The 24,783-nt window shown below is 67.3% G+C and carries 22 protein-coding genes; 5 read left to right on the forward strand and 17 right to left on the reverse strand.

Translation table 11 applies throughout. The annotated features are described in order from the left end of the window. Positions 1 to 58: 58 nt before the first annotated feature. The 9 genes from JNG39_RS07090 to JNG39_RS07130 form a co-directional block, all read right to left on the reverse strand. Positions 59 to 1,156, reverse strand: coding sequence for a hypothetical protein (locus JNG39_RS07090; protein WP_368310450.1), 1,098 nt, complete (start codon positions 1,154 to 1,156; stop codon positions 59 to 61). Between the two features lie 69 nt (positions 1,157 to 1,225). Continuing rightward, positions 1,226 to 1,381 carry a hypothetical protein gene (locus JNG39_RS07095; protein ID WP_368310451.1) on the reverse strand — a complete coding sequence of 52 codons (156 nt, stop codon included), beginning with the start codon at positions 1,379 to 1,381 and terminating at the stop codon, positions 1,226 to 1,228. A 372-nt stretch (positions 1,382 to 1,753) separates the two neighbouring features. Beyond that, positions 1,754 to 3,046, reverse strand: a complete 1,293-nt coding sequence (locus JNG39_RS07100; protein ID WP_368310452.1) for a PAS domain-containing sensor histidine kinase — start codon at positions 3,044 to 3,046, stop codon at positions 1,754 to 1,756. Beyond that, positions 3,033 to 4,421 carry a sigma-54-dependent transcriptional regulator gene (locus tag JNG39_RS07105; RefSeq protein WP_368310453.1) on the reverse strand — a complete coding sequence of 463 codons (1,389 nt, stop codon included), beginning with the start codon at positions 4,419 to 4,421 and terminating at the stop codon, positions 3,033 to 3,035. Before JNG39_RS07105 ends, JNG39_RS07100 begins: the two co-directional genes overlap by 14 nt. 20 nt (positions 4,422 to 4,441) lie before the next feature. Beyond that, entirely contained in the window at positions 4,442 to 6,883 is a 2,442-nt protein-coding gene (locus tag JNG39_RS07110) for an ADOP family duplicated permease (protein ID WP_368310454.1), read from the reverse strand. A 29-nt stretch (positions 6,884 to 6,912) separates the two neighbouring features. Then, positions 6,913 to 9,354 carry an ADOP family duplicated permease gene (locus JNG39_RS07115; RefSeq protein ID WP_368310455.1) on the reverse strand — a complete coding sequence of 814 codons (2,442 nt, stop codon included), beginning with the start codon at positions 9,352 to 9,354 and terminating at the stop codon, positions 6,913 to 6,915. Next, entirely contained in the window at positions 9,351 to 10,100 is a 750-nt protein-coding gene (locus tag JNG39_RS07120; RefSeq protein ID WP_368310456.1) for an ABC transporter ATP-binding protein, read from the reverse strand. The genes JNG39_RS07115 and JNG39_RS07120 overlap by 4 nt, the downstream gene beginning before the upstream one ends. 16 nt (positions 10,101 to 10,116) lie before the next feature. Then, positions 10,117 to 11,367 carry an efflux RND transporter periplasmic adaptor subunit gene (locus tag JNG39_RS07125; RefSeq protein WP_368310457.1) on the reverse strand — a complete coding sequence of 417 codons (1,251 nt, stop codon included), beginning with the start codon at positions 11,365 to 11,367 and terminating at the stop codon, positions 10,117 to 10,119. A gap of 219 nt (positions 11,368 to 11,586) precedes the next feature. Then, complete coding sequence (locus JNG39_RS07130; protein ID WP_368310458.1) at positions 11,587 to 13,071, reverse strand: MDR family MFS transporter; 1,485 nt, start codon at positions 13,069 to 13,071, stop codon at positions 11,587 to 11,589. Between the two features lie 115 nt (positions 13,072 to 13,186). On the opposite strand from JNG39_RS07130, the gene JNG39_RS07135 reads away from it, so the two are divergent. After that, positions 13,187 to 13,846, forward strand: a complete 660-nt coding sequence (locus JNG39_RS07135) for a TetR/AcrR family transcriptional regulator (RefSeq protein ID WP_368310459.1) — start codon at positions 13,187 to 13,189, stop codon at positions 13,844 to 13,846. A gap of 30 nt (positions 13,847 to 13,876) precedes the next feature. Then, positions 13,877 to 14,548: an HAD-IA family hydrolase gene (locus JNG39_RS07140; RefSeq protein WP_368310460.1), complete on the forward strand. Its 672-nt coding sequence runs from the start codon at positions 13,877 to 13,879 to the stop codon at positions 14,546 to 14,548. A 56-nt stretch (positions 14,549 to 14,604) separates the two neighbouring features. Here the strand turns inward: JNG39_RS07140 and JNG39_RS07145 are convergent, their stop codons facing one another. The 7 genes from JNG39_RS07145 to JNG39_RS07175 form a co-directional block, all read right to left on the reverse strand. After that, the gene (locus tag JNG39_RS07145) at positions 14,605 to 15,966 is read right to left on the reverse strand and encodes a serine hydrolase domain-containing protein (RefSeq protein WP_368310461.1); all 1,362 of its coding nucleotides are present in this window, start codon (positions 15,964 to 15,966) and stop codon (positions 14,605 to 14,607) included. Positions 15,967 to 16,153: 187 nt separating this feature from the next. Beyond that, positions 16,154 to 16,918 (reverse strand): LytR/AlgR family response regulator transcription factor, encoded by a 765-nt coding sequence (locus JNG39_RS07150; RefSeq protein ID WP_368310462.1) that lies wholly within the window; start codon positions 16,916 to 16,918, stop codon positions 16,154 to 16,156. Beyond that, positions 16,915 to 17,994, reverse strand: coding sequence for a sensor histidine kinase (locus JNG39_RS07155; protein ID WP_368310463.1), 1,080 nt, complete (start codon positions 17,992 to 17,994; stop codon positions 16,915 to 16,917). Before JNG39_RS07155 ends, JNG39_RS07150 begins: the two co-directional genes overlap by 4 nt. Positions 17,995 to 18,065: 71 nt before the next feature. Beyond that, the gene (gene msrA, locus JNG39_RS07160; RefSeq protein ID WP_368310464.1) at positions 18,066 to 18,566 is read right to left on the reverse strand and encodes a peptide-methionine (S)-S-oxide reductase MsrA; all 501 of its coding nucleotides are present in this window, start codon (positions 18,564 to 18,566) and stop codon (positions 18,066 to 18,068) included. Further along, positions 18,563 to 19,012, reverse strand: coding sequence for a peptide-methionine (R)-S-oxide reductase MsrB (gene msrB / locus JNG39_RS07165; RefSeq protein ID WP_368310465.1), 450 nt, complete (start codon positions 19,010 to 19,012; stop codon positions 18,563 to 18,565). Before msrB ends, msrA begins: the two co-directional genes overlap by 4 nt. 65 nt (positions 19,013 to 19,077) lie before the next feature. Further along, complete coding sequence (locus JNG39_RS07170; protein ID WP_368310466.1) at positions 19,078 to 20,415, reverse strand: sensor histidine kinase; 1,338 nt, start codon at positions 20,413 to 20,415, stop codon at positions 19,078 to 19,080. After that, entirely contained in the window at positions 20,402 to 21,088 is a 687-nt protein-coding gene (locus JNG39_RS07175) for a response regulator transcription factor (RefSeq protein WP_368310467.1), read from the reverse strand. The genes JNG39_RS07170 and JNG39_RS07175 overlap by 14 nt, the downstream gene beginning before the upstream one ends. 142 nt (positions 21,089 to 21,230) lie before the next feature. Between JNG39_RS07175 and JNG39_RS07180 the strand changes: the two genes are divergently transcribed. Both JNG39_RS07180 and JNG39_RS07185 read left to right on the forward strand, forming a co-directional pair. Further along, positions 21,231 to 22,001 (forward strand): MipA/OmpV family protein, encoded by a 771-nt coding sequence (locus JNG39_RS07180; RefSeq protein WP_368310468.1) that lies wholly within the window; start codon positions 21,231 to 21,233, stop codon positions 21,999 to 22,001. Between the two features lie 2 nt (positions 22,002 to 22,003). After that, complete coding sequence (locus tag JNG39_RS07185; protein ID WP_368310469.1) at positions 22,004 to 22,258, forward strand: hypothetical protein; 255 nt, start codon at positions 22,004 to 22,006, stop codon at positions 22,256 to 22,258. Between the two features lie 6 nt (positions 22,259 to 22,264). Here the strand turns inward: JNG39_RS07185 and zwf are convergent, their stop codons facing one another. Further along, positions 22,265 to 23,743, reverse strand: coding sequence for a glucose-6-phosphate dehydrogenase (gene zwf / locus JNG39_RS07190; RefSeq protein ID WP_368310470.1), 1,479 nt, complete (start codon positions 23,741 to 23,743; stop codon positions 22,265 to 22,267). Positions 23,744 to 23,984: 241 nt separating this feature from the next. On the opposite strand from zwf, the gene JNG39_RS07195 reads away from it, so the two are divergent. Then, positions 23,985 to 24,743 carry a glucose 1-dehydrogenase gene (locus tag JNG39_RS07195; RefSeq protein WP_368310471.1) on the forward strand — a complete coding sequence of 253 codons (759 nt, stop codon included), beginning with the start codon at positions 23,985 to 23,987 and terminating at the stop codon, positions 24,741 to 24,743. Positions 24,744 to 24,783: the final 40 nt, after the last annotated feature.

Here is a 24,783-nt window from a genome sequence, read left to right on the forward strand (position 1 = left end):
CATCGGGATACCGTCGCCACGGGCCTTCGCGGCCGTGGCGACGCCCTTCCCGCGGCGGTCACTCGACCGTCAGCAACGGCCGCTCCGGCGGCCGTTCTTCTATGCGCTCGCCCAGCGCCTCGATCGCGTCGGACCGGCGGAACGACGCCATGTCCACGCCCTGCACCGCCTCGAGCGGCGCATCGGTGCGGCCCGTCATCAGCATCGCCGTGAGGCAGCGCAGGACGGGGTACTCCGGGGCCATCTCCTCGACGAACAGGAACTGCCCCGCCTGGTTCACCTCCAGGAAGTGATACCCGCCCTCGGTGTCGATCACCAGGTCGACGGCGCCGAAGACCAGGTTCAGTTCGCGCATCAGCGCGCGTAGTTTCGCCTCGACATCGCCCGGCAACGTGAACGCCTCGGCCAGCACCGCGCCCTTCTTGGCGTGGTCGCGCCAGTCGACGAAACCTCCCCCGCCCATCCGCTTCGTCAGCTTCAGCGGAAACATCCGCTCGCCCATCACCGTCACGCGCACGTCCGCGGACTTCTCGATGTAGCGCTGGTAGATGCCCGGGCATACCGCGATGGACTCGGGCGGCAACTCGCTGTGTTCGTCCAGCAACGTGACGCCGACGGCATGCATGCGGCCATTCTCGCTCTCCTCCCAATGGTGGACGAGAAAGCTCTTGAAGATGATCCTGCCCCAACGACGGCGCAGCGCATCCACCTGCGCGGCATCGGTGGTCACGATCGTGTCGGGAATGGGAATACCCACCCGACGGCATGCCTCCAGCTGCACGATCTTGTATTCGGCGCGCTGGGCGGCGGGAAAGGGGTTGATCCACAACGCGTCGCCGAACGTCTGCGGAAGGTTGAACAGGCCCCGCTGGAAGAGCTTCCATTCCCATTCGGCGAACGTGCGATCGGCTTCGGCGCAGTGCGGCGTCGGGTCGTGCAGGCGCCGGTTCCACACCGCGCTGATGCCGTCGCCGCCACGCAACGAATCCTCGAGCGATACCTCGTCGTCGGAAACACGGAAGGTGTAGTGCACACCCGGCCGCGCCTGCAACGAGGGCATCCACAGTGGGCTTACGCCCTGTTTTTCGAGCGCCCAGGCGAGGGCACTGGCATGCGGATCGGTGTCGGGCGCGAGGATGAGGGGGCGTTTGCTCACGTAGGAATTCCGTCTGCCTGGGGATCGAAGGACACGCGGCTGTCGCGCCGCGTGTCCGAGGTCGATGTATCAGCCCAGGCCGCCCGGGAATTCCGGCTCGGGACGGTCGTCGGTGTTGACCGTGAGGAACAGGCCCTTGTTGTCCTGGTCCTTGGTGAGTTCGGTGACGTCCGAGGCGTTGATGCGGGCGAAGGCGCGGATCGTGGTCGTTTCTTGGGACTGCATGGGACAGATCTCCTGAAGGTTGATCGCACGTTGGATGGCGCACGGTGTGCTCCCCACGCCGTCATGGCGCACGGAGACCATCCGATACTAAGCATCCGGCCACGGGGCGCCCGACGTAACGGCCGTTACGGAGGACATTTGCCGATTCCACGTGTCGATTCGAAGGTTCTTGCCATCGCGTCACCCCATGACGCGGCGGAAAAAGCCGATGCGGTGATATCGCTCGCCCGTTCGCAAGGCGCTGGGTTCCTGCCTGCGCAGGAACGACGTACTGCACGATTTATCTCTCTGCATGGAACAACCTCACGTCGTTCCTGCGCAGGCAGGAACCCAGCGCCTTGAATCCGGTTTTCGCGAAGCAGCGATGCGGCCCTAAACGACGATCACCGGCAAACTCATGCGCGCCACCGCTCCCCGCGCATCCTCACGCGCATGCAATTCCAGCGTCCCGTCCTGCGCTTCCACGATCTGCCGTGACAAGGCCAGCCCGATCCCCGCGCCCTGCGGCTTGGTGGTGAAGAACGGCACGAACAGGTTGCCGCTCGAGGGCAAGCCCGGTCCCAGGTCGCTCACTTCGATGAGCACGCTCCTTCCCTGCCGACGCCAGCCGAGCAAAACCTCGTTGTCGCCACCTGCTTCGACCGCATTGCGCAGCAGGTTGATGAGTACCTGTTCCAGTTGGTCCGGATCGCCCATCAGCTCGAGGGGGTCGCCCGGCAGCACACGAATGCGCGCATCGTCGAACAGCCTCACCACGCGCTCGGCGAGCGCGGCTACACCGACCCGGACGCGCTGGGGCGGCGGCAGGCGGGCAAGCCGCGCATAGTGGCCCACGAACCGTTGCAAGGCGGCGCTTCGCTGGCCGATCACCTCCAGGCCATGGCGCAGGTCGGCATCGAGTTCGTCGCCTAGCGGCTGGCCCGCCCCTGGCAGCAAACCATGCAGGGTTTCCACCATGGAGCCGATCGGTGCCATGGAGTTGGTGATCTCGTGGCTGAGCACGCGCAACAACCGACGGAAGGCCTGGGCTTCTTCCTCGCGCAACGCACGTTCCATCGGCTGCACCACCAGCAGGCGCCCTTCCTGGCTGCGGCTGCGCAGCGAGGCGTGTCCCACCTGCCAGCGACCCGACTGCCCGGCGAACCGATGCGCGACGATCTCGCCCGACGGCACCTCCAGCAACGACGCAAGCCCCAACGCCCCGGCATCGGCCCCCAGCAACGCCACCGCCGACCGTCCCAGCAAGCGCTCGCCGGCCGGATTGACCAGGCGCAGGCGTCCGTCGCGCTCGAAGGCGAACACGGCGCCGTCCAGCGCCGCCAACGTCTTGCTCAGCAGTTGCACCGATTCCTGCAACCCGCGCTGCTCATCCTGCAAGCGCACGGCCAGTTCGTTGAAGCGGCGCGCGATGTCGCCGAAATCGTCGGCGCGTTCCGCACCGGAGGCACGCACGCCGTAGTCGCCTTCACGCAAGGCCTCGAGCAGGTTCGCCACGGTCTGCAGGCGGTTGGGCCGCTCGCCGACGAAACGCCACGCCACGACGGTGAGTAATACCACCAGCATCGATAACGCCACCGCTTCGGCGGGACGTGGCGAGCCGGCGAGCAACACTCCCGCCAGCGCCAGCAAGGCCGGCACGGCGACGAGGAGGTTACTCCGCCTCATCGCGCTGGAGTCCGTACTTCTCCATCCGTCGATAAAGACTCTGGCGCGTGATGCCCAGTTGCACCGCTGCGCGCAGGAGGTTGCCGTCGTGCCGCTCGATCGCCACGCGTAGCATCATGGCCTCGACATCGTCCAGCGTCATGTCTTCCATGCCCTTGGGCTTGGCCGCCCTGCGCAGCCGCAGGTCGGCCACGTTGACCCGTTGGCCCCCCAGCAGCGCGGCGCGTTCCATCGCATGCGCCAGTTCGCGCACGTTGCCCGGCCATGCGTGTTCCAGCAGGGCCTTTTCGACGGCGGCATCCATCACGGGCGGATCGCGACGATAGCGACGACTGGCCGTCGCGAGGTATAGGCGTGCGAGCGGCACGATGTCGTCGCGACGTTCGCGCAGGGGCGGCAACCTCAGCGGAAACACGCTCAGGCGATAGAGCAGGTCTTCGCGGAAGCGTCCGGCATCCACCTCGGCATCGAGATCGGCGTTGGTCGCGGCGACGATGCGCACGTCCACCCGCTGCGTGCGCGACGCGCCGAGGCGCTCGAACTCGCCGTCCTCGAGCACGCGAAGCAGCTTGGGTTGCTGTTCCAGCGGCAGGTTGCCGATCTCGTCGAGGAACAGCGTGCCGCCGTCCGCCGTTTCGAAACGGCCGGCACGATCCTGGCGCGCGTCGGTGTAGGCGCCCTTGACGTGACCGAACAACTCCGCCTCGAACAGCGTGGGCGCGAGACCGCCGATATCGACCTTGACGAAGGGACGCTGACGGCGCTGCGACGACTGGTGCAGGCGTTTGGCCAGCACGCTCTTGCCGGTGCCGTTCTCGCCGAGCAGGAGCACCGCCGCGTCGCTCACGGCAATCCGCTGCACGTCGTCCATGAGGCGGCGCATGGCCGCGGATTCGGCCACGAAGGCGTCGCCGTCATCGAGCATCAGCGCCTGCGCGTCGCGCAGGCGTCGCACGTCGCGCTCGCTGCGCTGCAACGACACGCGCGCTTCCAGCACGCTGAGCAGGCGGGCGTTCTGCCAGGGCTTTTCGATGAAATCGACGGCGCCCTCGCGCATCGCTTCCACCGCCAGTTCGATGCTGGCCCACGCGGTCATCGCGATGATGGGAAGATCGGGCTTGCGCTCGCCGAGTTCGCGGATGAGCGCAAGGCCTTCGTCGCCCGAGGTGGTGTCCTGGCTGTAATTCATGTCGACGAGCACGGCGGCGTAGTCGTCGGTCTGTACCAGCGACAGCGCGGCGGCGGGAGACGCCGCCTCGCTGACGCGATAGCCCGAATGCTTCAGCAGGAGACGCAACGCATCGCGCACGGCGTCCTGGTCGTCGACCACGAGGACATGCGGTGTAGCGGTGCCCGGGAGGGAATGATCGGCCATGGCTTCCAGTCTAGACGCCGTCAGTCGACGCGCAAAGCCTGCATCGGCCGCACGCGCGCCGCCCGCCATGCCGGCGGCAGGCTCGCCAGCAGGCCGGACAACCCGAGGGTAAGCAGAACCGCGCCGATGGCCAGCGGATCGAGGGCATCGATGCCGAAAAGAAAGCCGGCCAGCAGGCGCGACAACGCCATGGCCGCCGCCAGCCCGATCGCCAGGCCCAGGCCCACCTGCACCGCCGCCGAGCGGATCACGGTCATCAGCAGGCGGCTTCGGGTGGCACCGAGCGCCGAGCGCACGCCGTAGTCGTGCCGATGCGCCGTCACCGCCACTGACATCACCGCGTACAGGCCGACGGAGGCCAGCACGAGGGCCATGCCCGCGAAGAGGCCGACGAGCAGCAGGTTGAGGCGTTGCTCGGTGGTCGTGGACGCCACCACCGACTCGAGCGACTGCACGTTGGAGATGGGTTGGCCCGGTGCCGCCTGGTTGACCGCGTCGCGCAGCGTGGCCTCACTCAAGGCCGTGCCCGGATGCAATCGAACGGCAAAGGAGAAGCCGCCGAACTGACGAAGGAACGACCATACCCCTGACGGCATCTGCATGCGCGGCGTGTAGAAAACCGGTGGCGCGGGCTTGGCGGGACCGTACTGACGCACGTCGCCGACCACACCCACCACCCGCATGCCCACGTTGTTCTCACCACCGATGTGCAGCGTAACGATCCGCCCCAACGGACTCGATGCCCCGAAATAGCGTCGGGCGAACGACGTGCTGACCACGCAGACCGGATCGGCGCCCGCGACGTCGGTCGCCGCGATCATGCGACCCGCAAGGAGCGGAACGCCCACCGTCTCCAGAAAGCCCGGGCTGGTGATCCGGTACTGGACGCTGACCATGCCACCGTCGGGAAGAACGACCGGCCAGTTGAGCTGGTCCGCCGTGGGCAGCGTGGTGGATTCGCCGGCGGACTCCACCTCGGGCAGGCGACGCAGGCGTTCCAGGACGTCGTGGGTCAGCGAGGCGACGTCGGTAGCCGTCACGTAACGTTGCTTCACCGGCGACAGCGCAAACGTCGTGACGTCGCGGGTGCTGAAGCCCATCGGTATCGATTCGAGTTCATACAAGGTGCGCGTGAACAAGGCCGCACCCACCAGAAGCACGACCGCCACGGCCACCTGCGCCACGACCAGCCACCGCCCCACCCGGCCGTCCTCGCGACTGATACCGCCGCGGCCCCCACCGACGAGTTCACCGCGCCAGTCGCGACGCCGGCCGCGAAGCACGGCGAGCACGGTCGCTCCCGTGGCGGCGACCAGGCCTGCCATCGTGGCGAACGCCACGCTCATGCCGGTCAACGCCACCGGCTCGCCACGTGTCCATTCGGGGGGAACGAAGCCCCCGACGAGTCGCAAGCCGATCCACGCCAGCAGCAGGCCGCACGCCGCGCCCAGCAGGCCGACCAGAAGGCCTTCACCCAAGGCGGGCAAGCTCAGCCGTCCGGTCGATGAGCCGAGCGCGGCACGCACGGCGTACGCATGCGTACGCGACAACGAGCGCATCAGGATGAGACTGGCCAGGTTGATGATGCCGATCAGCATCACGCATGCCGCCGCGCCGAGGAACAGCCAGATCGTGCGACCGCTATTTCCGACGAACACGCTCCGCATGATCGGAATCGCCCGTGGCGGCTCCTGGGCGAGTCGTTGGCGTGCTTTCTCCGGATCGATCACCGAGGCCAGCAGAAGTGGGGTGGCGATGCTCGCCGTCGCCGCGGATACGCCCGCCACCGTCGCGCCGGGCCTCATCCGCCCGAGGACGAGCTGGTTCTCGTTCATGTCGTCGGATGCGGGGTCCGGCTGCATGGCGACCACGAGATCGATGGCATCGGGCCATCGAAAGGTGGCGGGCAGCACGCCGACGATCTGCATGCCCTTGCCCTCGACCTCCAGCACGCGTCCCACCGCGGCGGGATCGCCGCCGAAGCGTGTTTTCCAGAACCCGTACGAGAGGAGCACCGCCCCGGGGCCATGGGGAAGGCTTTCCGCTTCGTTGAAGTTGCGGCCGACGGCCATCGGCAATCCCAGCGTTTTGAGGAAGCCGCGATCGGCTTTCAGGGCCGCCACCACATGGGGGCGTCCATCCAGTACGACGTTCTCCGGTTGCACGCCGGCCATCGCGATGCCCGCGGACTCGAGCAAGGGCATGGCCTTGAGCGGCCGGTACAAAGCGATGCCCGCGGCGTTCCGGTCCTCGCCCATCATCGTGCCCAGGGTCACCAGCCGTTCGGCATGCGGGAAGGGCAGCGGTTTCAGCAACGCCTGGTCGAGCAGCGCGAACATGGCGGTGACCGTCGCCACGCCGAGCGCCAGGGTGAACGTCGCCAGCAGCAGGAATGCGGGGCGCCGGAACAGGCCGCGCCACGATTGGCGCAGCTCGGTGAATACGACCGACATCGCGATCATGGGGTCTTCCTATCGGATAAGGGCATGGGTCAATCCACGCGCAGGGCCTGCATGGGTTTCACCCGCGCGGCACGCCAGGCCGGTGGCAGGCTCGCGAGCAGGCCACAGGAACCGAGCACCAGGAGCACCGAGCCGATGGCCAACGGATCCAGTGCCTTGATGCCGAAAAGGAAACTTCCCAGCAGGCGCGAAACGGCCATGGCCACGGCGAGGCCAATGGCGAGGCCGAGACCGACCTGCGCCGCCGCCGAGCGGATCACCGTGAACATCAAGCGGTCACGCGTGGCGCCGAGGGCCGCGCGCACGCCGTAATCGTGCCGATGTGCCGTGACCGCCACCGACATCACCGCATACAGGCCTACCGAGGCGAGCAGCAGGGCCAGGCTGGCGAAAAGGCCAACGAGCAGCAGGTTCAATCGCTGCGCGCCGGTGGTGGACGCTACCACCGACGCAAGCGTGCGCACGTTGGAAATGGGCTGTTCCACTGCGACTTCATTGATCGCATCCCGCAACGCGCCCGCGTTCAGTTCCATGCCGGGATGCAATTGCACGGCGAAGCTCAACGGACCGAACTGGCTCAGCATGGACCAGATGCCTTCCGGCACCTGCGCGAGAGGCGTATAGAAGATCGGCGGCGCGGGCTCAGCCGGACCATCCTGGCGCACATCACCCACCACACCCACGATGCGCAGTGCGATCTGCTTCGTGTCGTCCAATCGCAGCATGACCTTGCCGCCCAACGGATCGTCCTGACCGAAATGCTTACGAGCAAACGCCTCGCTCACCAGACAGACCGGCTCGGCACCGGCCACGTCGGTGGTCGCGATGCCGCGTCCCCTCAGCAGCGGCACACCGACCGATTCGAGGAACCCGGGGCTGGTCATCCTGTACTGCGAACTGACGATGGAGCCGTTGGGCAGCACGATCGGCCAGTTCATCTGCGAAGCGGTGGGAAGGTTGCTCGAGGCGCCGGCTTCCACCACCCCCGGCATGCGGCGCAATCGATCGAGTACCCGGACGGTCAATGCCGTGACCTTATCGATCCCGACGTAGCGCTGCTTCACCGGCGAAAGTGTAAAGGTGGTGACATTACGGCTGGAGAACCCCATGGGCACCGATTCCAGTTCATGTAGCGTGCGGACGAATAAAGCCGCGCCCACTAGCAGCACTACCGCCAGGGCGACCTGCGCGATCACCAGCATGCGACTCGCCCGGCCGTCCTCCCGGCTGATTCCGCCGCGGCCGCCGCCGACGAGTTCCCGGCGCCAGTCGCGCCGACGACCGCGCACCATGGCGACCGCCGTGGAACCGCCCGCGGCGACAAGCCCCGCGACGAGCGCGAATACCACGCTCGTTCCCGTCAGGCTCACTTGCTCACCGCGCAACCACTCCGGCGGCACGACGTTGCCGATCAAGCGCAGGCCCGTCCAGGCGAGCATCAGTCCCGACACCGCGCCGAGCAGGCCGATGAGCAGTCCTTCGCCCAGCGCCGGCAGGCTAAGGCGGGCACCGGACGAACCCAACGCCGCGCGTACGGCGCTGGCATGCGTGCGCGACAACGAACGCAGCAGGATAAGGCTGGCAAGGTTACTGACGGCGATCAGTAGCACGCACGCGGCGGCACCGAGAAACAACCAGAGGGTTTCACCGATCCGATTCGTGAAGATGCTGACGAGAAGGGGCTCGGCGGACGGGGGCTGAACACGCAGCGCCTCCCTCGCCCTTGCCATGTCGTCGGCCGATGAAAGCAGCAAGGGCCCCAGCTTGCCCGCTACCTCCGCCCCCGCCGCCGCGACGGTTGCGCCGGGTTTCAGGCGCCCCACGATCAACTGATTGTTGGACATATCGTTCGAAGCGAGGTCCGGCTGCATCGACAGCACCATGTCGATTCCCCAGGGCCACCGGAATTGGCTGGGCAGGACACCGATGATCTGCATCCCCTTGCCCTCCACCTGCAACACACGGCCCACCACGGAGGGATCGGCGCCGAAGTGCGAAAGCCAGAAGGCGTGGGTGAGAATCACCGCGGAGGGGCCATGCGGGCGGTTTTCCGCTTCGTCGAAGTTGCGACCGAGGGCCATCGGTAGTCCCAGCGTCTGGAAGAAGCCGCGATCGGCATGCATCGCAACAGCTACCTGGGGACGACCGCCCGGCGCGATGTTCACATTGACCGGGCCGCCATCGAGCATTCCCGCGGATTCGATCGACGACGAGGTCTTCAGCGGTGCGTAGTAAGCAGGTGCGGCACTGTATTCGTGATCGTTCATGTACGACCCCATGGTCACGAGCCGGTCCGGATGCGGAAACGGCAGGGGTCGGAGCAGCGCCTGGTCGAGCAGCGAGAACATGGCGGTGACCGTCGCCACACCGAGCGCCAGGGTGAATACGGACAAAAGGAGGAAGGCCGGACGGCGCAGCAGGCCCCGCCACGACTGGCGAAGCTCAGCCAGGACAACCGACGTCGCGGTCACGGCGAAACCTCGTGCATCAGCGGGATGCCCTTGTCTTCCTCCCCACGCATCCGTTCGAAGGTGTCTTCGTCGACGATGCGCCCGTCGAGCATGTGCACCACGCGGTGGGCGCGACGCGCGAATGCCGGATCGTGGGTGACCATGCACAGGGTGGCGCCGTCGCGGTTGAGCTGTTCGAGCAGTTGCATCACCGCCTCGCCGTTGCGCGAATCGAGGTTGCCCGAGGGTTCGTCGGCGAGCAGGATGCGCGGCTCGCCGACCAGCGCGCGGGCCACGGCGACGCGTTGCTGCTGGCCGCCCGAAAGCTGCCCCGGATAGTGGCGATGGCGATGGCTCATGCCGACCTGGTCGAGCACGTCGCGCACGCGGCGTTGGGCCACGTCGCGACGATAGTCGCTGCGGAAGGTCAGCGGCAGCGCGACGTTCTCCTCCACCGTGAGGTCGGCGATGAGGTTGAAGGCCTGGAAGATGAAACCGATCTTCGCGTTGCGCACCTGGGCCTGGCTGCGCAGGTCCAGTCCCGCCACGTCGGCACCGTCGAGCAGGAAGCGGCCCGACGAGGGCGAATCGAGCAGGCCCAGCATCGACAGCAGCGTGGACTTGCCGCAACCCGAGGGGCCGGTGATCGCCACGAAGTCGCCCGCGGCGATGTCCAGCGACACGCCGGACAGGGCGTGGGTCTCCACCTCGTCGGTGTGAAACACCTTGCCCAGGCCTTCCAGGCGGATCAGCGGCTCATGGTTCATGCGACGGTTCTCCATATCAGCGTAAACGTAGGGTGTCATAGCCATTCCACTGGCTGGTATCCGAAAGGATGGCCTGGTCGCCCGCGTGCAGGCCTTCCAGCACCACGGCCCGGTCGCTCGACATGGCGCCGAAGCGGACGGGCACGCGATGGGCGGTGTCTTCGCCCGCATGCACCACGAACAGGCTTCCCGTGGTATCCGGTGCCGCGCCGTAGGGGCGGCCGATGTTCACGACGTGAGGCAGCGTACCCAGCACGACCCGGCCGTCCACGGAGAGATCGGGCCTCGCGCCGGCGGGAAGCGGTTTGTCGAAGGCCACGTCGACGGCGACGCCACCGTTGCGCACGGAGGGATCCACGCGGATCAGTCGTCCGCGCGCCATGCCGTTGCGCGTGTCCACGTCCACGGGCAGGTCGAGCGTGAGGCTGCTGGCCAGGGTCTCCGGCACCTGCAGCCGTGCGATGAGTTCGTTCGGCCGGGCGACCCGCGCCAGCTTGGCGCCGGCGGCAATCTGCTGGCCGGGCTCGACGTCCACCTGCTGGAGAATGCCGTCGATGCCGGCGCGCACGCTCATCGATGCCAGCTGTTGCCGAGCGATCTCCAGCGCGCTGGCCGCCTCGTCGCGCTTGGCTTCTTCCGAGCGCATCTGCGCGGCGATGTTGTTGCGGATGGCCGCCACGCGCCGCGCCTGGATATCCAGGCGCTTGCGGTCCTGCTCCACGGTGATCTGGCTCTGCTTGACCTCGATGGCGGCGGAGGCTCCCTTGTCGAAGGCGCGCTCGTTGGCGATACGCTTGATGTCCGCCGTGAGCAGGTCGGATTCCGCCTGGGTGTGGATGGCCTGCGCATCGAGCAACTGGGACTGCAGCAAGGCGCGCTGCGCCGACACGGCGGCCTCGGCACCGGCCAGGGCAGCCTTCTGCTTTTCGAAGTTCGCCTGCAATTCGGGATTGACCAGTTGCAGGATCACGGTATCCGCCGCGACCCGCGCGCCCGGCTCGACGATCACCTGCTGCACCGTGGCCGTGGCACCGGCCGTGATCCAGCGAATCTGCCTCGGTATGAGCGTGCCGTTGGCGCGGATCTCGCGCTTCATCTCGCCGCGTTGGGCGGTGCCGATCCAGACGTCGGAGCGGGTGACCGACGGAGCGGCCTTGCCCAGGGCCAGGGAGGCGGCGAGCACGACGACGAGGGCGGCGGTGCCGCCGGCGAGCCAGAGGGTTCTCGGCCGGCGAAGGATCGGGGTGAAGGGTTTGGCGATGTCCATGCGTGTGTTACAGCATGGGACGTGCCAACGTGGGAAACGGCTTGCTGGCGTCGTTTTCCCTTCAGGCCACGTACGCCGTCGGACAGTGGCTGTCCGCAGGCGTACGCAAGAGCCGCATGACCGCCTCGCGAAACTCCATCGCCACGCGCTGGGCCCCTGCGTGCGCAGGAACCTAGAGCCCTGGTCGCCGGCTTTCGCCTCTTGCCACCGCCGCTTTCGTCAGCCCTTCGCGCCACGCAGCGGCACGTCGCGCATGCCCCAGGCCAGCACGAAGGCGATGGCGATCACGGCGGCGGCCACGTGGTAGACCGTATGCAGCGACGAGCCGAAGGCGTGAACGTAGGCCGTGTGCTCCGCCGGGGGAAGCTTGTTCAACGCATCGGGCCCCATGCCATGCGGCCCTTGCGTGGCCGCCCCGTCCAACCGAGAGGCCAGCCCGTCGCTGAAGATCGCCCCGAACACCGACACCCCCAGCGAGCCGCCGATGGAACGGAACAGCGTCACGCCGGACGTGGCCACGCCGAGCAGGCGCATGTCCACGCTGTTCTGCGTGGCCAGGATCAGCACCTGCATCACCATGCCCAGGCCGAGCCCGAGCAGCGCCGCGTAGGCGTAGATCACGGCCAGCGGCGTGTCGTCGCGCAGCGTGCCGAGCAGCAGCAGCGCGATCGTGGCGATGAACGTGCCCGCGATGGGAAACATGCGATAGCGGCCGATGCGGCTGATCACGCGCCCGCTCACCATGGAACTCACCAGCACGCCGCCCATCAGCGGCAGCAACTGCAAGCCCGCTCCCGTGGGCGACACGCCCTTGACCACCTGCAGGTACAGCGGCAGGAACGTGGTGGAGCCGAACAAGGCCGCGCCGACGAACAGACCGATGAGGCAACTGAGCAGGAAGGTGCGATGGCGGAACAACCCCAACGGAATGATGGGTTCTTCCGCCACGCTCTCCTCGTAGACGAAACCGACCGCCCCCACCACGGCGAAGCCGAGGATGAACCACAACTGCGGCGACGACCAAGGCAACACCGTGCCGCCCTCGGTGGTGAACAGGATGAGGCAGCTCAGCGCGAGCGTGAGCCACCCGGCGCCCCAGTAGTCGATGCGGTGCTTCACGTGGCGCACGTGGGGATGGAAGGCCGTGGCGATCACCAGGAGCGAGATCACGCCGAGCGGCAGGTTCACGTAGAAGATCCAGCGCCACGAGAGGTGATCGACGAGGAATCCGCCGAGCAGCGGTCCGATCACCGTCGCCAGACCGTACGTGCCGACGAACAGGCCCTGGTAACGCCCACGTTCGGCGGGCGGGATGACGTCGCCGATGGCGGCCATGGTCACCACCAGCAGGCCGCCGCCGCCCAATCCCTGCAGCGCGCGCATGAGGATCAGCTGGGTCATGTCCTGCGCTAGGCCGCAGAGCACGGAGCCGGCCAGGAAAATGCCGATGGCGACCTGTAACACCACCTTGCGGCCGTAGAGGTCGCCGAACTTGCCGTACAGCGGCACGACCACCGTGGAGGTCAGCAGGTAGGACGTGACCACCCACGAGAGCTGGTCGAAGCCCCCCAGCTCGCCGACGATGGTCGGCAAGGCGGTGGAGACGATGGTCTGGTCGAGCGCGGCCAGCAGCATGGCCAGCATCAGGGCTGGAAAAAGCAGGCGTAGCGACGGCGTCGCGGTCGCGGGCGTAGGAGTGGACACGGCGGCTCGCTGAAATTAATTAATGGGTGATTTAATATATGGTCCGCAGCAGGGCATCGTCAATGTGCCGCCCGCCATGCTATCCATGTACCGGATAAGTACCGCTGGAGACCTCGTGTCCGCCCCCACTCCCCGACGCGGACGGCGCCCCGGCCGTCCGCCCGCCCAGCCCGACGGCCCCGACCAGCGCCAGCGCCTGATCGACATCGCGCTGCGCCTGTTCGCCTACCAGGGCTATGCCGAAACCACCCTCGCCTCCATCGCCCGCGAGGCCGGCATGACGCCGGCCGCGGTGCACTACTACTTCAAGACCCGCGAGCAACTGTTCGACGTGATCTACGACGAACACATCCAGCCCATGCGGCAACGCATCGACGGCATCTTCGAGACCCACGCCGACGATCCCGTCGAAGCGTTCACCGAATTGGCCCAGCGTTTCATCGAGCTGGCCGCCGAGCACGCCTGGGTCGGCCCGGTGATCTTCGGCGAGATGCTCAGCGACAGCCACGTGTTCAAGGACCACATCCGCCGGCGCATGGGCGACGACGGGCGGCCCGCGCGGCTGATCGAGACCATCCGCCGATGGCAGGCGGACGGCAAGCTCAACCCCGAACTCGACCCGGCCCTGCTCCTGGGTACGGTGCTCAGCCTCACCGTACTGCCCATGACGGCGTCGCGACGCTGGAAGGGCGATCCCATCCGCGGTCACGTCACGCCCGCCGACATCGCGCGGCACGCCGTCGCGCTGCTCAGGCAGGGCCTGCGGCCTCGTTAGAATCATCGACGTTCCTTCCGGAGTTTCCCCATGGCTTTTTCCCTGGTCATCTTCGACCTCGACGGCACCCTCGTGGACAGCGCGGCCGATATCGCCGAGGCGGTGAACCGCACGCTCAGCGACTGGAAGCTGCCCACCTACGACGTGGCGACGATCACCGGCTGGGTGGGCGAAGGCTCGCGCCAGCTGATCACCTACGCGTTCGAGGATGCCGGCAGCGATGCGGACATCGACGACGTGATGCCCGGATTCCTCGAGCATTACGCCGAAACGGCGCTCGACGGCATTGCCTACGAGGGCGTGGTCGATACGTTGAAGGCGCTGCATGCGCGCGGCGTGAAAGTGGCCGTGTGCACGAACAAGAACGAGGAGTTCGTGCGCCCCCTGCTCGATGCACGGGGCATGCTTGCGTACGTCGACGACATCGTGGGCGGCAATACGCTGCCGCAGCGCAAACCCAGCGGCGTGCCGTTGACGTATCTCGCCGAGAAGGCCGGCGCGCCGCTGGACGAGGTGCTGATGGTGGGCGATTCGGAGAGCGACGTGCTGTCGGCCAAGGATGCGGGCGTCGCCTTCGTGATGGTGAGCTACGGGTATCGCAAGTCGCTCGATATCTACGGCGTGGGGGCGTTGGCGGTGATCGATCGCATGGAAGATCTGTTGAACGTGCCTGGATTGAAGATCGAAAGCCCCGTCGCCTGACCTGGCGTCTCGCCGTAGGCACCGGCCTGCGCCGGTGCCTACGGCGATGCCATCGGTTATCGCCGATACGCCTCGATCGCCGCCGCGATCAACCCGACGTCGTCCTCGATCCCGTACGTCGGCGGCGCCGAATACCCGAAGCGCGTCACGACGATGCCTTGCGACGGCACCACGTAGATCCGCTGGCCCATCACGCCGCTGGCGAAGAAGCCGTCTTTCGGAAACCCGCCGTCCACGCGCATCTTCGCCACGTCGCTCGGCCCGTCGTTGGTCCAGAAGCCCGCGCCGTAAGGGGAGCCCAGGGTCGACGTGCGTGACCAGTCGACCCAGCCCTCGGGCAGCAGGCGCGTACCGTCCGGCGCCACGCCATCGTGCAGGTACAACTGTCCCAGGCGGGCGTAATCGCGCGCCGTGGCGTAGACGTAGGTCGAGCCGACGAAGGTGCCCTGCCCGTCGAATTCCATGGTGACGTCGCCCATGCCGAGCTTGTCGAACAACTCTCGCCGGGCGAAGTCGCGCATCCCCGCCGGTCCGCCGCCGACGATATCGCCGATCTTGCGGTCGAGCAGCAGCGTGTCGGCAGAGGTGTATTCCCAGCGCGTGCCAGGAGCCTCCTTCGCCGGCTGCGCGGCGGCGAAACCGGCCATGTCGGCGTGCAGGAATTCCATCTTCGCGACGAAACTGAAGGCCGATTCCGATTCGTCGGCATCCACGCCGCTGCTCATGCGCATGAGGTTCTCCACCGTGATCGCGGATCGCCCGTCGCGCCACTCCGGGGCGCCGAGCGGCGCCTTCACGTCCACCTTGCCCTGGCGAGCCAGCACGCCGATGAACGCATTGGTGAACGATTTCGCCACCGAGAAACTGATCAGCGGCGTGTGTTCGTCCACGCCGGGCGCATAACGTTCGGCCACCACGCGGCCATCCTTCACGACGACCACGGCCTTGACGCGCTTGGGCGAACCCTCGGCATGCTCGGCGAATACGCGGTCGAGGGCAGCCGACAGGCGCGGATCGGCGGACGACACGGGATGCTCCGGCGCGAAGCCATCCGCACGCGGTGCGTGATGCGTGGCGTCGGCCACCAGCGGCCGGTTGCCCGGCAGGTCCAGCCGGCAGCCGTAACCGGGCGTGTCATCGGCCGCGGCCAGCAGGCCACCGAACGGGCCGGTCACTTCCACGCGACCGCGCAGCACGTGGGGTGTGAGCAGCTTGCCGCCGACGTCGCCGATCATCGGCACGACGAGTTCGCGGAACGTCGTCCGCGGATCCTGGCGGCCGACGAAGGTCATCGAACACACGTGGTGGGCGGCGACACCCGCGCCCGTGCGCAGCAGCCGGTCGGGTCGGGCCGTCACCCAGGCACCGACGCCAAGCACCATCATCACGCCGGCCACGATCAGGGTTTTCTTTGCCATTGCGGGTTTCTCCGTTGGATGGAGAAAGTCTGCGGAGGTGGAGGGGCCTGGTGCGCTTCGGGTGGGACGAAGGGGGCCCGGGCAGGGACGTATCTCCGTCCAGGCCATTCGCCGATACGATCGGCTCCCACCCCTTCGGTAGGGAACTCGCTACCGAAGGGGTGGGAGCCGATCGTATCGGCGAATCCTACGGAGACGACAAACCCAGGCTCGACGAAGCCTCGTCCAGATACCGCTTCGTCCACGTCACCCGCGCGCCGTCCGCCAGCAACAATCGCCGCTCGCCCTCAGGCCACGGCTGCACCTCGCGAATGGCATCCAGCCGCACGATGGTCGAACGGTTCACACGCACGAAATGCGACGGATGCAACCGGGCCAGCATCGTGTCCAGCGTGCCACGCAGGCGATGCGCCCTGCCCTCCACGTACACCTGGAGGTAGTTACGATCGGAAACGATCCGGTCGACGCGCTCCACCCTCACCAGTTCGGCCGCGTCCGCCACCGGCAGCAGCAGCCGCTCGAGGTAATGGGTAGGCACGGGCAAACCGCCGAGCAGGCCGTCCACCTTCGCCTCCGTGGCTCGTGCCGGCACGAGTCGATCGCGCAAGCGACGCGCGAGCGCGTCGAAACGCTCCGGCCCCACCGGCTTCAGCAGGTAATCGAACGCGTGCACCTCGAACGCTTTCACGGCGTAGGCATCGTGCGCCGTGACGAACACCACCTCGGCAGGCAGCGGATCGCCCAGCGCCTGCAGCACGGCGAATCCATCCATGCCCGGCATGCTGATGTCGAGGAACATCACGTCGGGCCGCAGGCGATGCACCAGGCCGACCGCGCCAGGACCGTCATGTGCCTCCCCCACCCAGGCCAGCCCGTCGCTGGCGGCGAGATAGCGGCGCAGTTTGGCCCGGGCCGGCGCCTCGTCGTCGATCACCACCGCGCGCAGGCTCATGCCGGCTCCCATGGGCGGGCGGGCAGCCATAGCGTGACGAGGCTGCCGCCGCCTTCCACGGGCTCCAGACGCACGCCGGCCTCATCGCCGTAGAGGTGGCGCAGACGCGCATCCACGTTGCCCAGCCCGATGCCATGGCCGGTCCTCGGCGTGCCGCCGCCGAAGTCGCGCACGCGCACCGTGATCCGCCCCGATTCACGGGACGCGTCCACGTCCACGCGCCGGTCGTCGCCGCAGCCGCCATGCTCGATGGCGTTTTCCACCAGCGGCTGCAACACGAGGAAGGGCACGCGAAGCCCGTCGAGCGACGGGTCGTGTCGCACGCGGGCATCCAGTCCCTCGCCGAAACGGGCGCGCTGGATATCGAGGTAAAGGGACAACAGGCGCCACTCGTCGAGCAGCGGATGCTCCTGCGCCCTGGCCGACAACGTGGCGCGCAGCAGCTCGCCGATGCGCGAGAGCATCTCGTCGGCCACGCGCGGCCTGTCGTACATCAGTTCCGACACGGCGTTGAGCGTGTTGAAGAGGAAGTGCGGATTCAGTTGCAGCCTGAGGGCCTCCAACCTCGCCTCGGAGAGCGCCGACTCCAGTTGCACCGCGCGCAACTCGCGCGCCTGCCCCTCGCGGTAGCGGTCGAACAGCCACAGGCCGAAGGCGATCACCACGTAGAAGAAGAGTTGCGTCGGCACTTCCATGAGATAGCGCCAGACGCTGGGCGGATAGGCATAGTCCGCGAGGTTCGCCAGGCGGAACACCCCCTGGCGGGACGCCATCATCAGGCTGCTCTGCACCACCGAGAGGATGGCGAACAGGCCCAGGTGCGAGACGAACGTCGGCCGCATGCGCCGCAGCGCCATGAACAACAGCGGCAGGCAGGCGCCGAAGCTGAGCGCGCCGGTCAGCTCCTCGATCAGTTTGGGCGTGAACGGCGTGATCTCATGGCTGGCGACGCCGATCAGGTAACGATTGGTGGCACGCAACAAGGCGATCGCGACCAGCAACGTCAGCCAGCCCCAAAACGCGCGATGCCGTAACCACGACGAACGTGGCACGGCATCGTTTTCGGCAGCTTGCATCGATGTCCTCCCCAGGCCGGGTAAGGACACGCCCGACGCCGGCTCTTATACCAGAGCCGGCGCCACGACGTTCAGGCCGATCGCTTCGGCAGCACCCAGTCCTGACGGATGAAATGGCAGGTGTAGCCGTTTGGGTACTTCTCCAGGTAATCCTGGTGCTCGGGCTCCGCCTCCCAGAACGGACCCGCCGCCGCGACCTCGGTGACCACCTTGCCCGGCCACAGGCCCGACGCGTTCACGTCGGCGATGGTGTCTTCGGCCACCGCCTTCTGCGCGTCGTCGACGTAGAAGATGGCCGACCGGTAGCTCAGGCCGAGATCGTTGCCCTGGCGGTTGAGCGTGCTCGGGTCGTGGATCTGGAAGAAGAACTCGAGCATCTTGCGGTAGCTGGTGACCGCCGGATCGAACTCGATCTCGATCGCCTCGGCGTGCGTGCCGTGGTTGCGGTAGGTGGCGTTGGGCACGTCGCCGCCCGTGTAGCCCACGCGGGTGGCGATGACGCCCGGCTGCTTGCGGATGAGGTCCTGCATGCCCCAGAAGCAGCCGCCGGCCAGGATGGCTTTCTCGCTCATGCGGCACCTCCGAACAGCTTCGCGTATTCGCCGTAGCCTTCCTTCTCCAGGTCGGCCACCGGGATGAAGCGCAGCGAGGCGGAGTTGATGCAGTAACGCAAGCCGCCGCGATCGCGCGGACCGTCCGGGAAGACGTGACCCAGGTGGCTGTCGCCATGGGTGGAGCGCACCTCGGTACGGATCATGCCGTGGGTGCCGTCATGGAGCTCCTTCACGTTTTCGCTCTCCAGCGGCTTGGTGAAGCTCGGCCAGCCGCAACCGCTGTCGAACTTGTCCAGCGAGGTGAAAAGCGGCTCGCCCGAGACGATGTCGACGTACAGGCCGGCGTCCTTCTTGTCGTGGAACGCGTTGTGGAACGGCCGTTCCGTGGCGTTTTCCTGGGTCACGCGGAACTGCTCGGGCGTGAGCTTCGCAAGGGCTTCGGGGGTCTTGCCATACGTGGACATGAGGCTCTCCGGAGGGAACGGGAAACTCCCCAGATAATGCGGCCCGCCGCGCCAGATGCAATCCCTCAGTGGGGTGCCAGACGCAGCTGGACCACGAACCGCGCGCCGCCGCCCGGCGCATCCAGCACGCCGATGTGCCCGCCGTGCCGTGCGACGATCTCCTGGACCAGGTGCAGGCCCAGACCGGTGCCCACGCTGCTGGGCTTGAGGCGGTAGAACGGCGTGAACACCTGCTCGCGCTGCTCGGGCGGGATACCGGGGCCCTCGTCGGTGATCTGGAAGGCGCCTTCCTCCGTGACCCGCACGTGGATCAGCCCACGTCCGCCCGCGTGGACGATGGCGTTCTGGAACAGGTTCGTGAAGGCGCGGGACAACGAAAGGCGATCGCCCATCACCCGCACCGGCCGCTCCGGCGCGTCCATGGCCAGCTCATAGCCCGCATCGAGCACCAGCGGCGCGACGTCGGCGCTGACCTCGCGGGCGAGCGACACCAGGTCGATCGGTATCAGTTCGGCGGCCTGCTTGCCCAGGCGCTGGAGGTCGAGCAGCTGTTCGGCGAGGTTGGACAGGCGCGCCAGGTCGGTCAACAGGCGGGTACGCGTGTCACCCGGAGGCAAGCTTTCCAGCCGCGTCTCGAGGATGGCGATGGGTGCGCGCAGTTCGTGCGCGGCGTCGGCCAGGAACCGATCGCGTGCCTCATAGCCTTCACCCAGTCGCTCCAGGGCCTCGTTGAACGCCCGCACCAGCGGCTGCAACTCCCTGGGCACGGCGGCATCCTCCAGCCGCACGCCGCGCTCGCGGATGTCGATGGCTTCGGCCTGCTTGGCCACCTTGGCTACGCCCGCCATCGAGCGGTGGATGATCCACGGCACCGCGATCATCGTCACCAGCACCAGCGGCAGGCCGATCCGCCAACCCAGCCACAAGGTGATCAGGTAGAACGCATTCACGACATTCAGCAGGCGGCCCCCGCCGACCATCAGGTGCAGCCGACCGTCGTCCGTGTCCTGCGTGTGGATGCGCATCGTCAATCGCTCGGGCGAGCCGCTGGCGTGGATCTCCGACGCCTCGAGGTCGCGCAGCGACTGCGACAGCGGCCGATAGACCTCGGGTACGGTCCCGTAGGAAATCCGCCTCCCGTGCTCGTCGACGGCCACGAACCATATCGGTGGGCCGTGTTCGAGAAACCGGCGCAGATCGGCATCGGGGCGAAGCGCGAGTGCGTCACCCTCCGCATGCAGCGAATCGGCGATGGCTTCGGCGATCTTGGCATCGACGAACGAGGTACGCGGCGGGCTGATGCTCCAGACGATGGCGGCGATCACCACCACCAAGATCACCACGTGCAACACGCCCAGCCGCAGGGCGAGCCGCATCCGGAGCGAAGGGCTAGCCTTCGCCACGAGGCATTTCCCGCAGGAGGTAACCGATGCCGCGGATCGCGCGGATCTCGACGCCCGCATCCGCATCCGCGAGCGCGCGGCGAAGCTTGGATACGTGCGCGTCGAACGCGTTGGACTGGATCGCATCGTCGAAACCGTAGACCGCTTCCAGCAACACGTCGCGCTGCACCGTGCGTCCGAGGCGACAGACCAGGGCCTCCAGCAACAGCACCTGCCGCCGCGGCAACGGCAACGATTCGCCGTCGATGTAGGCCTCGCGCGAGGCGAAATCGAATCGCAGGCGACCCGCCTGCACCGTCGGCAACACCACTTTCGCGGGCCGGCGGGAGATCGCCCGGATGCGCGCGAGCAGTTCTTCCAGCGCGAACGGCTTGGCGAGGTAGTCGTCCGCGCCGAGATCCAGGCCCTCGACGCGATCGGCCAACGAACCACGAGCGGTCAACACGATGACGGGAAGATCCGCCGAGCACGCGCGTGCCTTGGCGATGAGGGTCACGCCGTCGCCGTCGGGCAACTGGCGATCGAGCAACAGCAAGTCGTGCACCCGGCATTGCAACGCCTCGCATGCGCGAGCCGCGTCGGGAGCGATGTCCACCAGCATGCCGTGCCTGTGCAGTCCGACCCGCAAGGCTTCCGCCATCTCCGGTTCATCTTCGACCAGCAGTATCCGCATGTGCCCCACCTCGCTACGGCGAGCGATGCTAGCACGCGCATTCGCCCGAACCGCCAGCGCAATGTTGAGGCAATGTGCGCCACGGATGATCCGCTCCGATCCGCTCCGGTGGAGATCCCCCTCACCCGGAGCCTTACCTGACATGACGTGTTCTCTTTCCCGCGCCCTGCTGCCGGTGGCCTTCGCCTGCCTCGGCGCATCCGCCGTCCACGCGCAATCGGATGCGGAGCGGCATCCCGGCTGGTCGCTCGGCGTCGCCGCCGCATGGAGCCCCAGCCCGTACCGCAGCTACGACAACAAGGCCTGGCCGTTGCCGCTGGTCAACTACGAAGGCAAGTCGTTCTACTTCCGCGGCGCCTCGTTCGGCTATCGCCTGTTCACCACGGCGTCGAGCGAACTGTCGCTGGTGGCGTCGCCGATGACCGAGCGTTTTCGACACCAGGACGCGAGCGACGCGCGACTCAAGCGCCTGTCGGATCGCGACATCTCCGGCATGGCCGGCGTGGCCTGGCGTTACCGCGCCGACTGGGGCGTGCTCAAGGCGAGCGCACAGAAGGAATTCACCGGCCATGGCGGTGGTGTGCAGCTCGACGCGGGATACGGCTATCCGATCCGCAGCGGCAACCTCGTGCTCACGCCCACGGTCGGCGTCATGCGCCGCAACGGCGCGCTCGACGATTACTACTACGGCGTCGGCGCGAACGAAGCGGCGCGCAGCGGGCTCGCCGCGTATCGCGCCGGCGGCGGCAACCTGCCCTACCTGGATCTGGCGGCGGCCTACCGGCTTTCGCCGCGCTGGAACGTCGCCGGCGGCATGCGCTACACGCGGCTTCCGGACGCCATCAAGGACAGCCCGATGGTCGACGCCGACCACACGCGCAGTTTCTTCTTCGCCATCAGCCACAGCTTCTGACCATGGCCAAGGGCATCATGCGACGCATCGCCACCCTCGCCCACCGCATCGAGCCTGACCGGCAGGCCGTATGGGAGTGGATCCATGGCACGCCGATCGAGGAACTGAACGGCTATACCGCGCTGGAACTCGCGTTCGCCGGTGAAGGCGAGCGCGTGGTCGAACTGCTCGAATCGATCGTCGCCGAGCGATCGGTACGGAGTGAGGGCGTCAGCGAAGCGCTTTCGCGAACCTCCAGGTCGCCGCTCGGCGAATGACGGCGGTCAGGCGGCGGCATCCTCCACCCAGGCATGCCCTTCCCGCTTCAGTAGCTCCCGCGCCGAGGCCGGTCCCCAGGTACCGGCCTCGTACGCATCCGGCCCCGACGCGTCCTGCCGCCAGCCCTCGAGGATCGGCGTCACCCATTCCCACGCCGCCTCGGTCTCGTCCTTGCGCACGAACAATGCCGGGCTACCCTTGACCGCATCCAGCAGCAGGCCCTCGTAGGAATCGTGGAATCCCGCGCGCGAGCGCTGGCTGAGCTTCGACGACGCATCGGCCTCCTCCAGCGCGAATCCGGTGCCGGCATGCTTGACGAACAGCGGCAGCGACACGCTCTCGTCCGGCTGCACGCGGATCACCAGGCGGCTGCCGGGGTGCGCTTCGCCGAACAGCCCCGGCTCGCTGGCGCGGAACTGCACGACGATCTCGGTGAGCTTGCGCGGCATGCGCTTGCCCGAGCGAAGGTAGAACGGCACGCCACGCCAGCGCGGGGTATCGATCTCGGCCTTGAGTGCCACGAAGGTTTCCGTCTTGCTCGGCGCCTCGCCGGCCAGTTCGTCGCTGTACGACGGCACGGCCTTGCCGCCGCTCGTGCCGCCCACGTACTGGCCGCGCGCCACGTTGGCTTGCAGGTTGTCGCGATCGAGCGGTTTCAACGACTTCAGCACGCGCACCTTCTCGTCGCGCAGCGCATCGGCGTCGAGTGACGCCGGACGCTCCATCGCCACCACCGTCAGCACCTGCAACAGGTGGTTCTGGATCATGTCGCGCAAGGCGCCCGAACCGTCGTAATAACCGCCACGGCCCTCCAGGCCCACGGTTTCCGCCGCGGTCACCTGCACGTATTCGATGGACTCGCGATCCCACATCCGCTCGAGCATCGGATTGGCGAAGCGCAAGGCGATGATGTTCTGCACCGCTTCCTTGCCCAGGTAGTGGTCGATGCGGAAGATGCTGTTCTCGGGGAAGTAGCGACCCACGTCCTCGTTCACGCGACGCGCCGTCTCCAGGTCGGTGCCGATCGGTTTCTCCAGCACGATGCGCGACGCGTCGGTGCGCAGCCCCTTGGCGTCGAGGTTGCGGGCGATGTCGCCGTACAGCGCCGGTGCCGTGGCGAGATAGAACACGCGCACGCGATCGTCGTCGCCGAGCACGTCACGCAGGCCGTCCCAGTCGCCGTTCTCGTCCGCACCGTTGAGGCTGACATAGTGAACCATGGCGAGAAACCGGTTCACCATGTCGTCGTTTCGCTCCTGCTGCCCCACGTGCTCGTCGAGCGCCTTGCGCGCGCGCTCGCGGTAGGTCGCGTCGTCGAGCGGCGAGCGCGCCGTTCCCACGATGCGTGAATCGGCAGGCACCTGGCCATCGGCGAAACGGCGGAAGAGCGCGGGCAGCAGCTTGCGCATCGTGAGGTCGCCGGTGGCGCCGAAAATGACGTAGTCGAAGGTGTCGACCGGTTCGAGGGGGCTCGATGTGGACATGCGGAAGGTTCCAGCGAAGCGATAGGAGAATGACGGCGTTGCCGCCGCGGGGCTCCCCATTGAATAAGGCGGTCCCACCCACTTTCAAGCGACCTCGATCATTTCACTCGTGATCGTGGCTCAAAGATGTTGTGAATGGCGAGGTATGACTCCCGGGCATCACCAGCCCCATGCCTTGGCTCATGCCCTTGAGGGCATCCGTCCGACCGAGGTCGGACCCCACAGCCAACAGGAACGAATCATGAGCAAGCTGCAGAACAAGGTCGCCGTGGTCACCGGCGCGTCCAAGGGCATCGGCGCGGCGATCGCCCGCTCGCTGGCCGCCTCGGGCGCTTCGGTGGTGGTCAACTACGCGTCGAGCAAGGCCGGCGCCGACAAGGTGGTGGCCGATATCGAGGCCGCCGGCGGCAAGGCCATCGCCGTGGGCGGCGACGTCTCCAAGAAAGCCGAGGCCGAAGCGTTGGTGGAGGCGGCCGTCAAGGCGTTTGGACGTCTGGACGTCGTGGTGAACAATTCGGGCGTGTACGAGTTCCGCCCGCTGGACGACATCGACGACACCCACTACGAGCGCATCTTCGACGTCAACGTGCGGGGCGCGATCTACGTGACCCAGGCCGCCTCGAAGCACCTACGCGAAGGCGGCAGCATCGTCAACATCGGCTCGGGCGTCACGCGCCTCACGCCGGCGGCCAGCCTCGTCTACACCGCCACCAAGGGCGCGCTCGACGCCATCACCGGCGTGTTGTCGCAGGAACTCGGCCCGCGCGGCATCCGCGTCAACTCGGTCAATCCCGGCATGGTCCGGACCGAAGGCACCGACACGGCCGGATTCACCGGCACGGAAGCGGCATCGGATTTCGAGAAAACCATGATCGAAAAGACGCCGCTCGGCCGTATCGGCCAGCCGGACGACATCGCTTCGGTGGTGACCTTCCTGGCCTCCGACGACGCGCGTTGGCTCTCCGGCGAACTGCTTCTCGCCGCGGGCGGCATGCGCTGACCGAAGGGATGCGGGAGCGCGCATCACGCTCCCGCGTCAC

Source organism: Luteibacter sp. CQ10 (assembly GCF_040900725.1).
GTDB lineage: Bacteria > Pseudomonadota > Gammaproteobacteria > Xanthomonadales > Rhodanobacteraceae > Luteibacter.

Excerpts from the sequence above, each read along its gene's own strand:
- JNG39_RS07155 (WP_368310463.1), bottom strand. The coding sequence starts at position 17,994 with ATGCAAGCTGCCGAAAACGATGCCGTGCCACGTTCGTCGTGGTTACGG.
- JNG39_RS07105 (WP_368310453.1), bottom strand. The coding sequence starts at position 4,421 with ATGGCCGATCATTCCCTCCCGGGCACCGCTACACCGCATGTCCTCGTG.
- msrA (WP_368310464.1), bottom strand. The coding sequence starts at position 18,566 with ATGAGCGAGAAAGCCATCCTGGCCGGCGGCTGCTTCTGGGGCATGCAG.
- zwf (WP_368310470.1), bottom strand. The coding sequence starts at position 23,743 with ATGTCCACATCGAGCCCCCTCGAACCGGTCGACACCTTCGACTACGTC.
- JNG39_RS07120 (WP_368310456.1), bottom strand. The coding sequence starts at position 10,100 with ATGAACCATGAGCCGCTGATCCGCCTGGAAGGCCTGGGCAAGGTGTTT.
- msrB (WP_368310465.1), bottom strand. The coding sequence starts at position 19,012 with ATGTCCACGTATGGCAAGACCCCCGAAGCCCTTGCGAAGCTCACGCCC.
- JNG39_RS07145 (WP_368310461.1), bottom strand. The coding sequence starts at position 15,966 with ATGGCAAAGAAAACCCTGATCGTGGCCGGCGTGATGATGGTGCTTGGC.
- JNG39_RS07180 (WP_368310468.1), top strand. The coding sequence starts at position 21,231 with ATGACGTGTTCTCTTTCCCGCGCCCTGCTGCCGGTGGCCTTCGCCTGC.
- JNG39_RS07195 (WP_368310471.1), top strand. The coding sequence starts at position 23,985 with ATGAGCAAGCTGCAGAACAAGGTCGCCGTGGTCACCGGCGCGTCCAAG.
- JNG39_RS07125 (WP_368310457.1), bottom strand. The coding sequence starts at position 11,367 with ATGGACATCGCCAAACCCTTCACCCCGATCCTTCGCCGGCCGAGAACC.
- JNG39_RS07150 (WP_368310462.1), bottom strand. The coding sequence starts at position 16,918 with ATGAGCCTGCGCGCGGTGGTGATCGACGACGAGGCGCCGGCCCGGGCC.
- JNG39_RS07110 (WP_368310454.1), bottom strand. The coding sequence starts at position 6,883 with ATGATCGCGATGTCGGTCGTATTCACCGAGCTGCGCCAATCGTGGCGC.
- JNG39_RS07100 (WP_368310452.1), bottom strand. The coding sequence starts at position 3,046 with ATGAGGCGGAGTAACCTCCTCGTCGCCGTGCCGGCCTTGCTGGCGCTG.
- JNG39_RS07095 (WP_368310451.1), bottom strand. The coding sequence starts at position 1,381 with ATGCAGTCCCAAGAAACGACCACGATCCGCGCCTTCGCCCGCATCAAC.
- JNG39_RS07185 (WP_368310469.1), top strand. The coding sequence starts at position 22,004 with ATGGCCAAGGGCATCATGCGACGCATCGCCACCCTCGCCCACCGCATC.
- JNG39_RS07175 (WP_368310467.1), bottom strand. The coding sequence starts at position 21,088 with ATGCGGATACTGCTGGTCGAAGATGAACCGGAGATGGCGGAAGCCTTG.
- JNG39_RS07140 (WP_368310460.1), top strand. The coding sequence starts at position 13,877 with ATGGCTTTTTCCCTGGTCATCTTCGACCTCGACGGCACCCTCGTGGAC.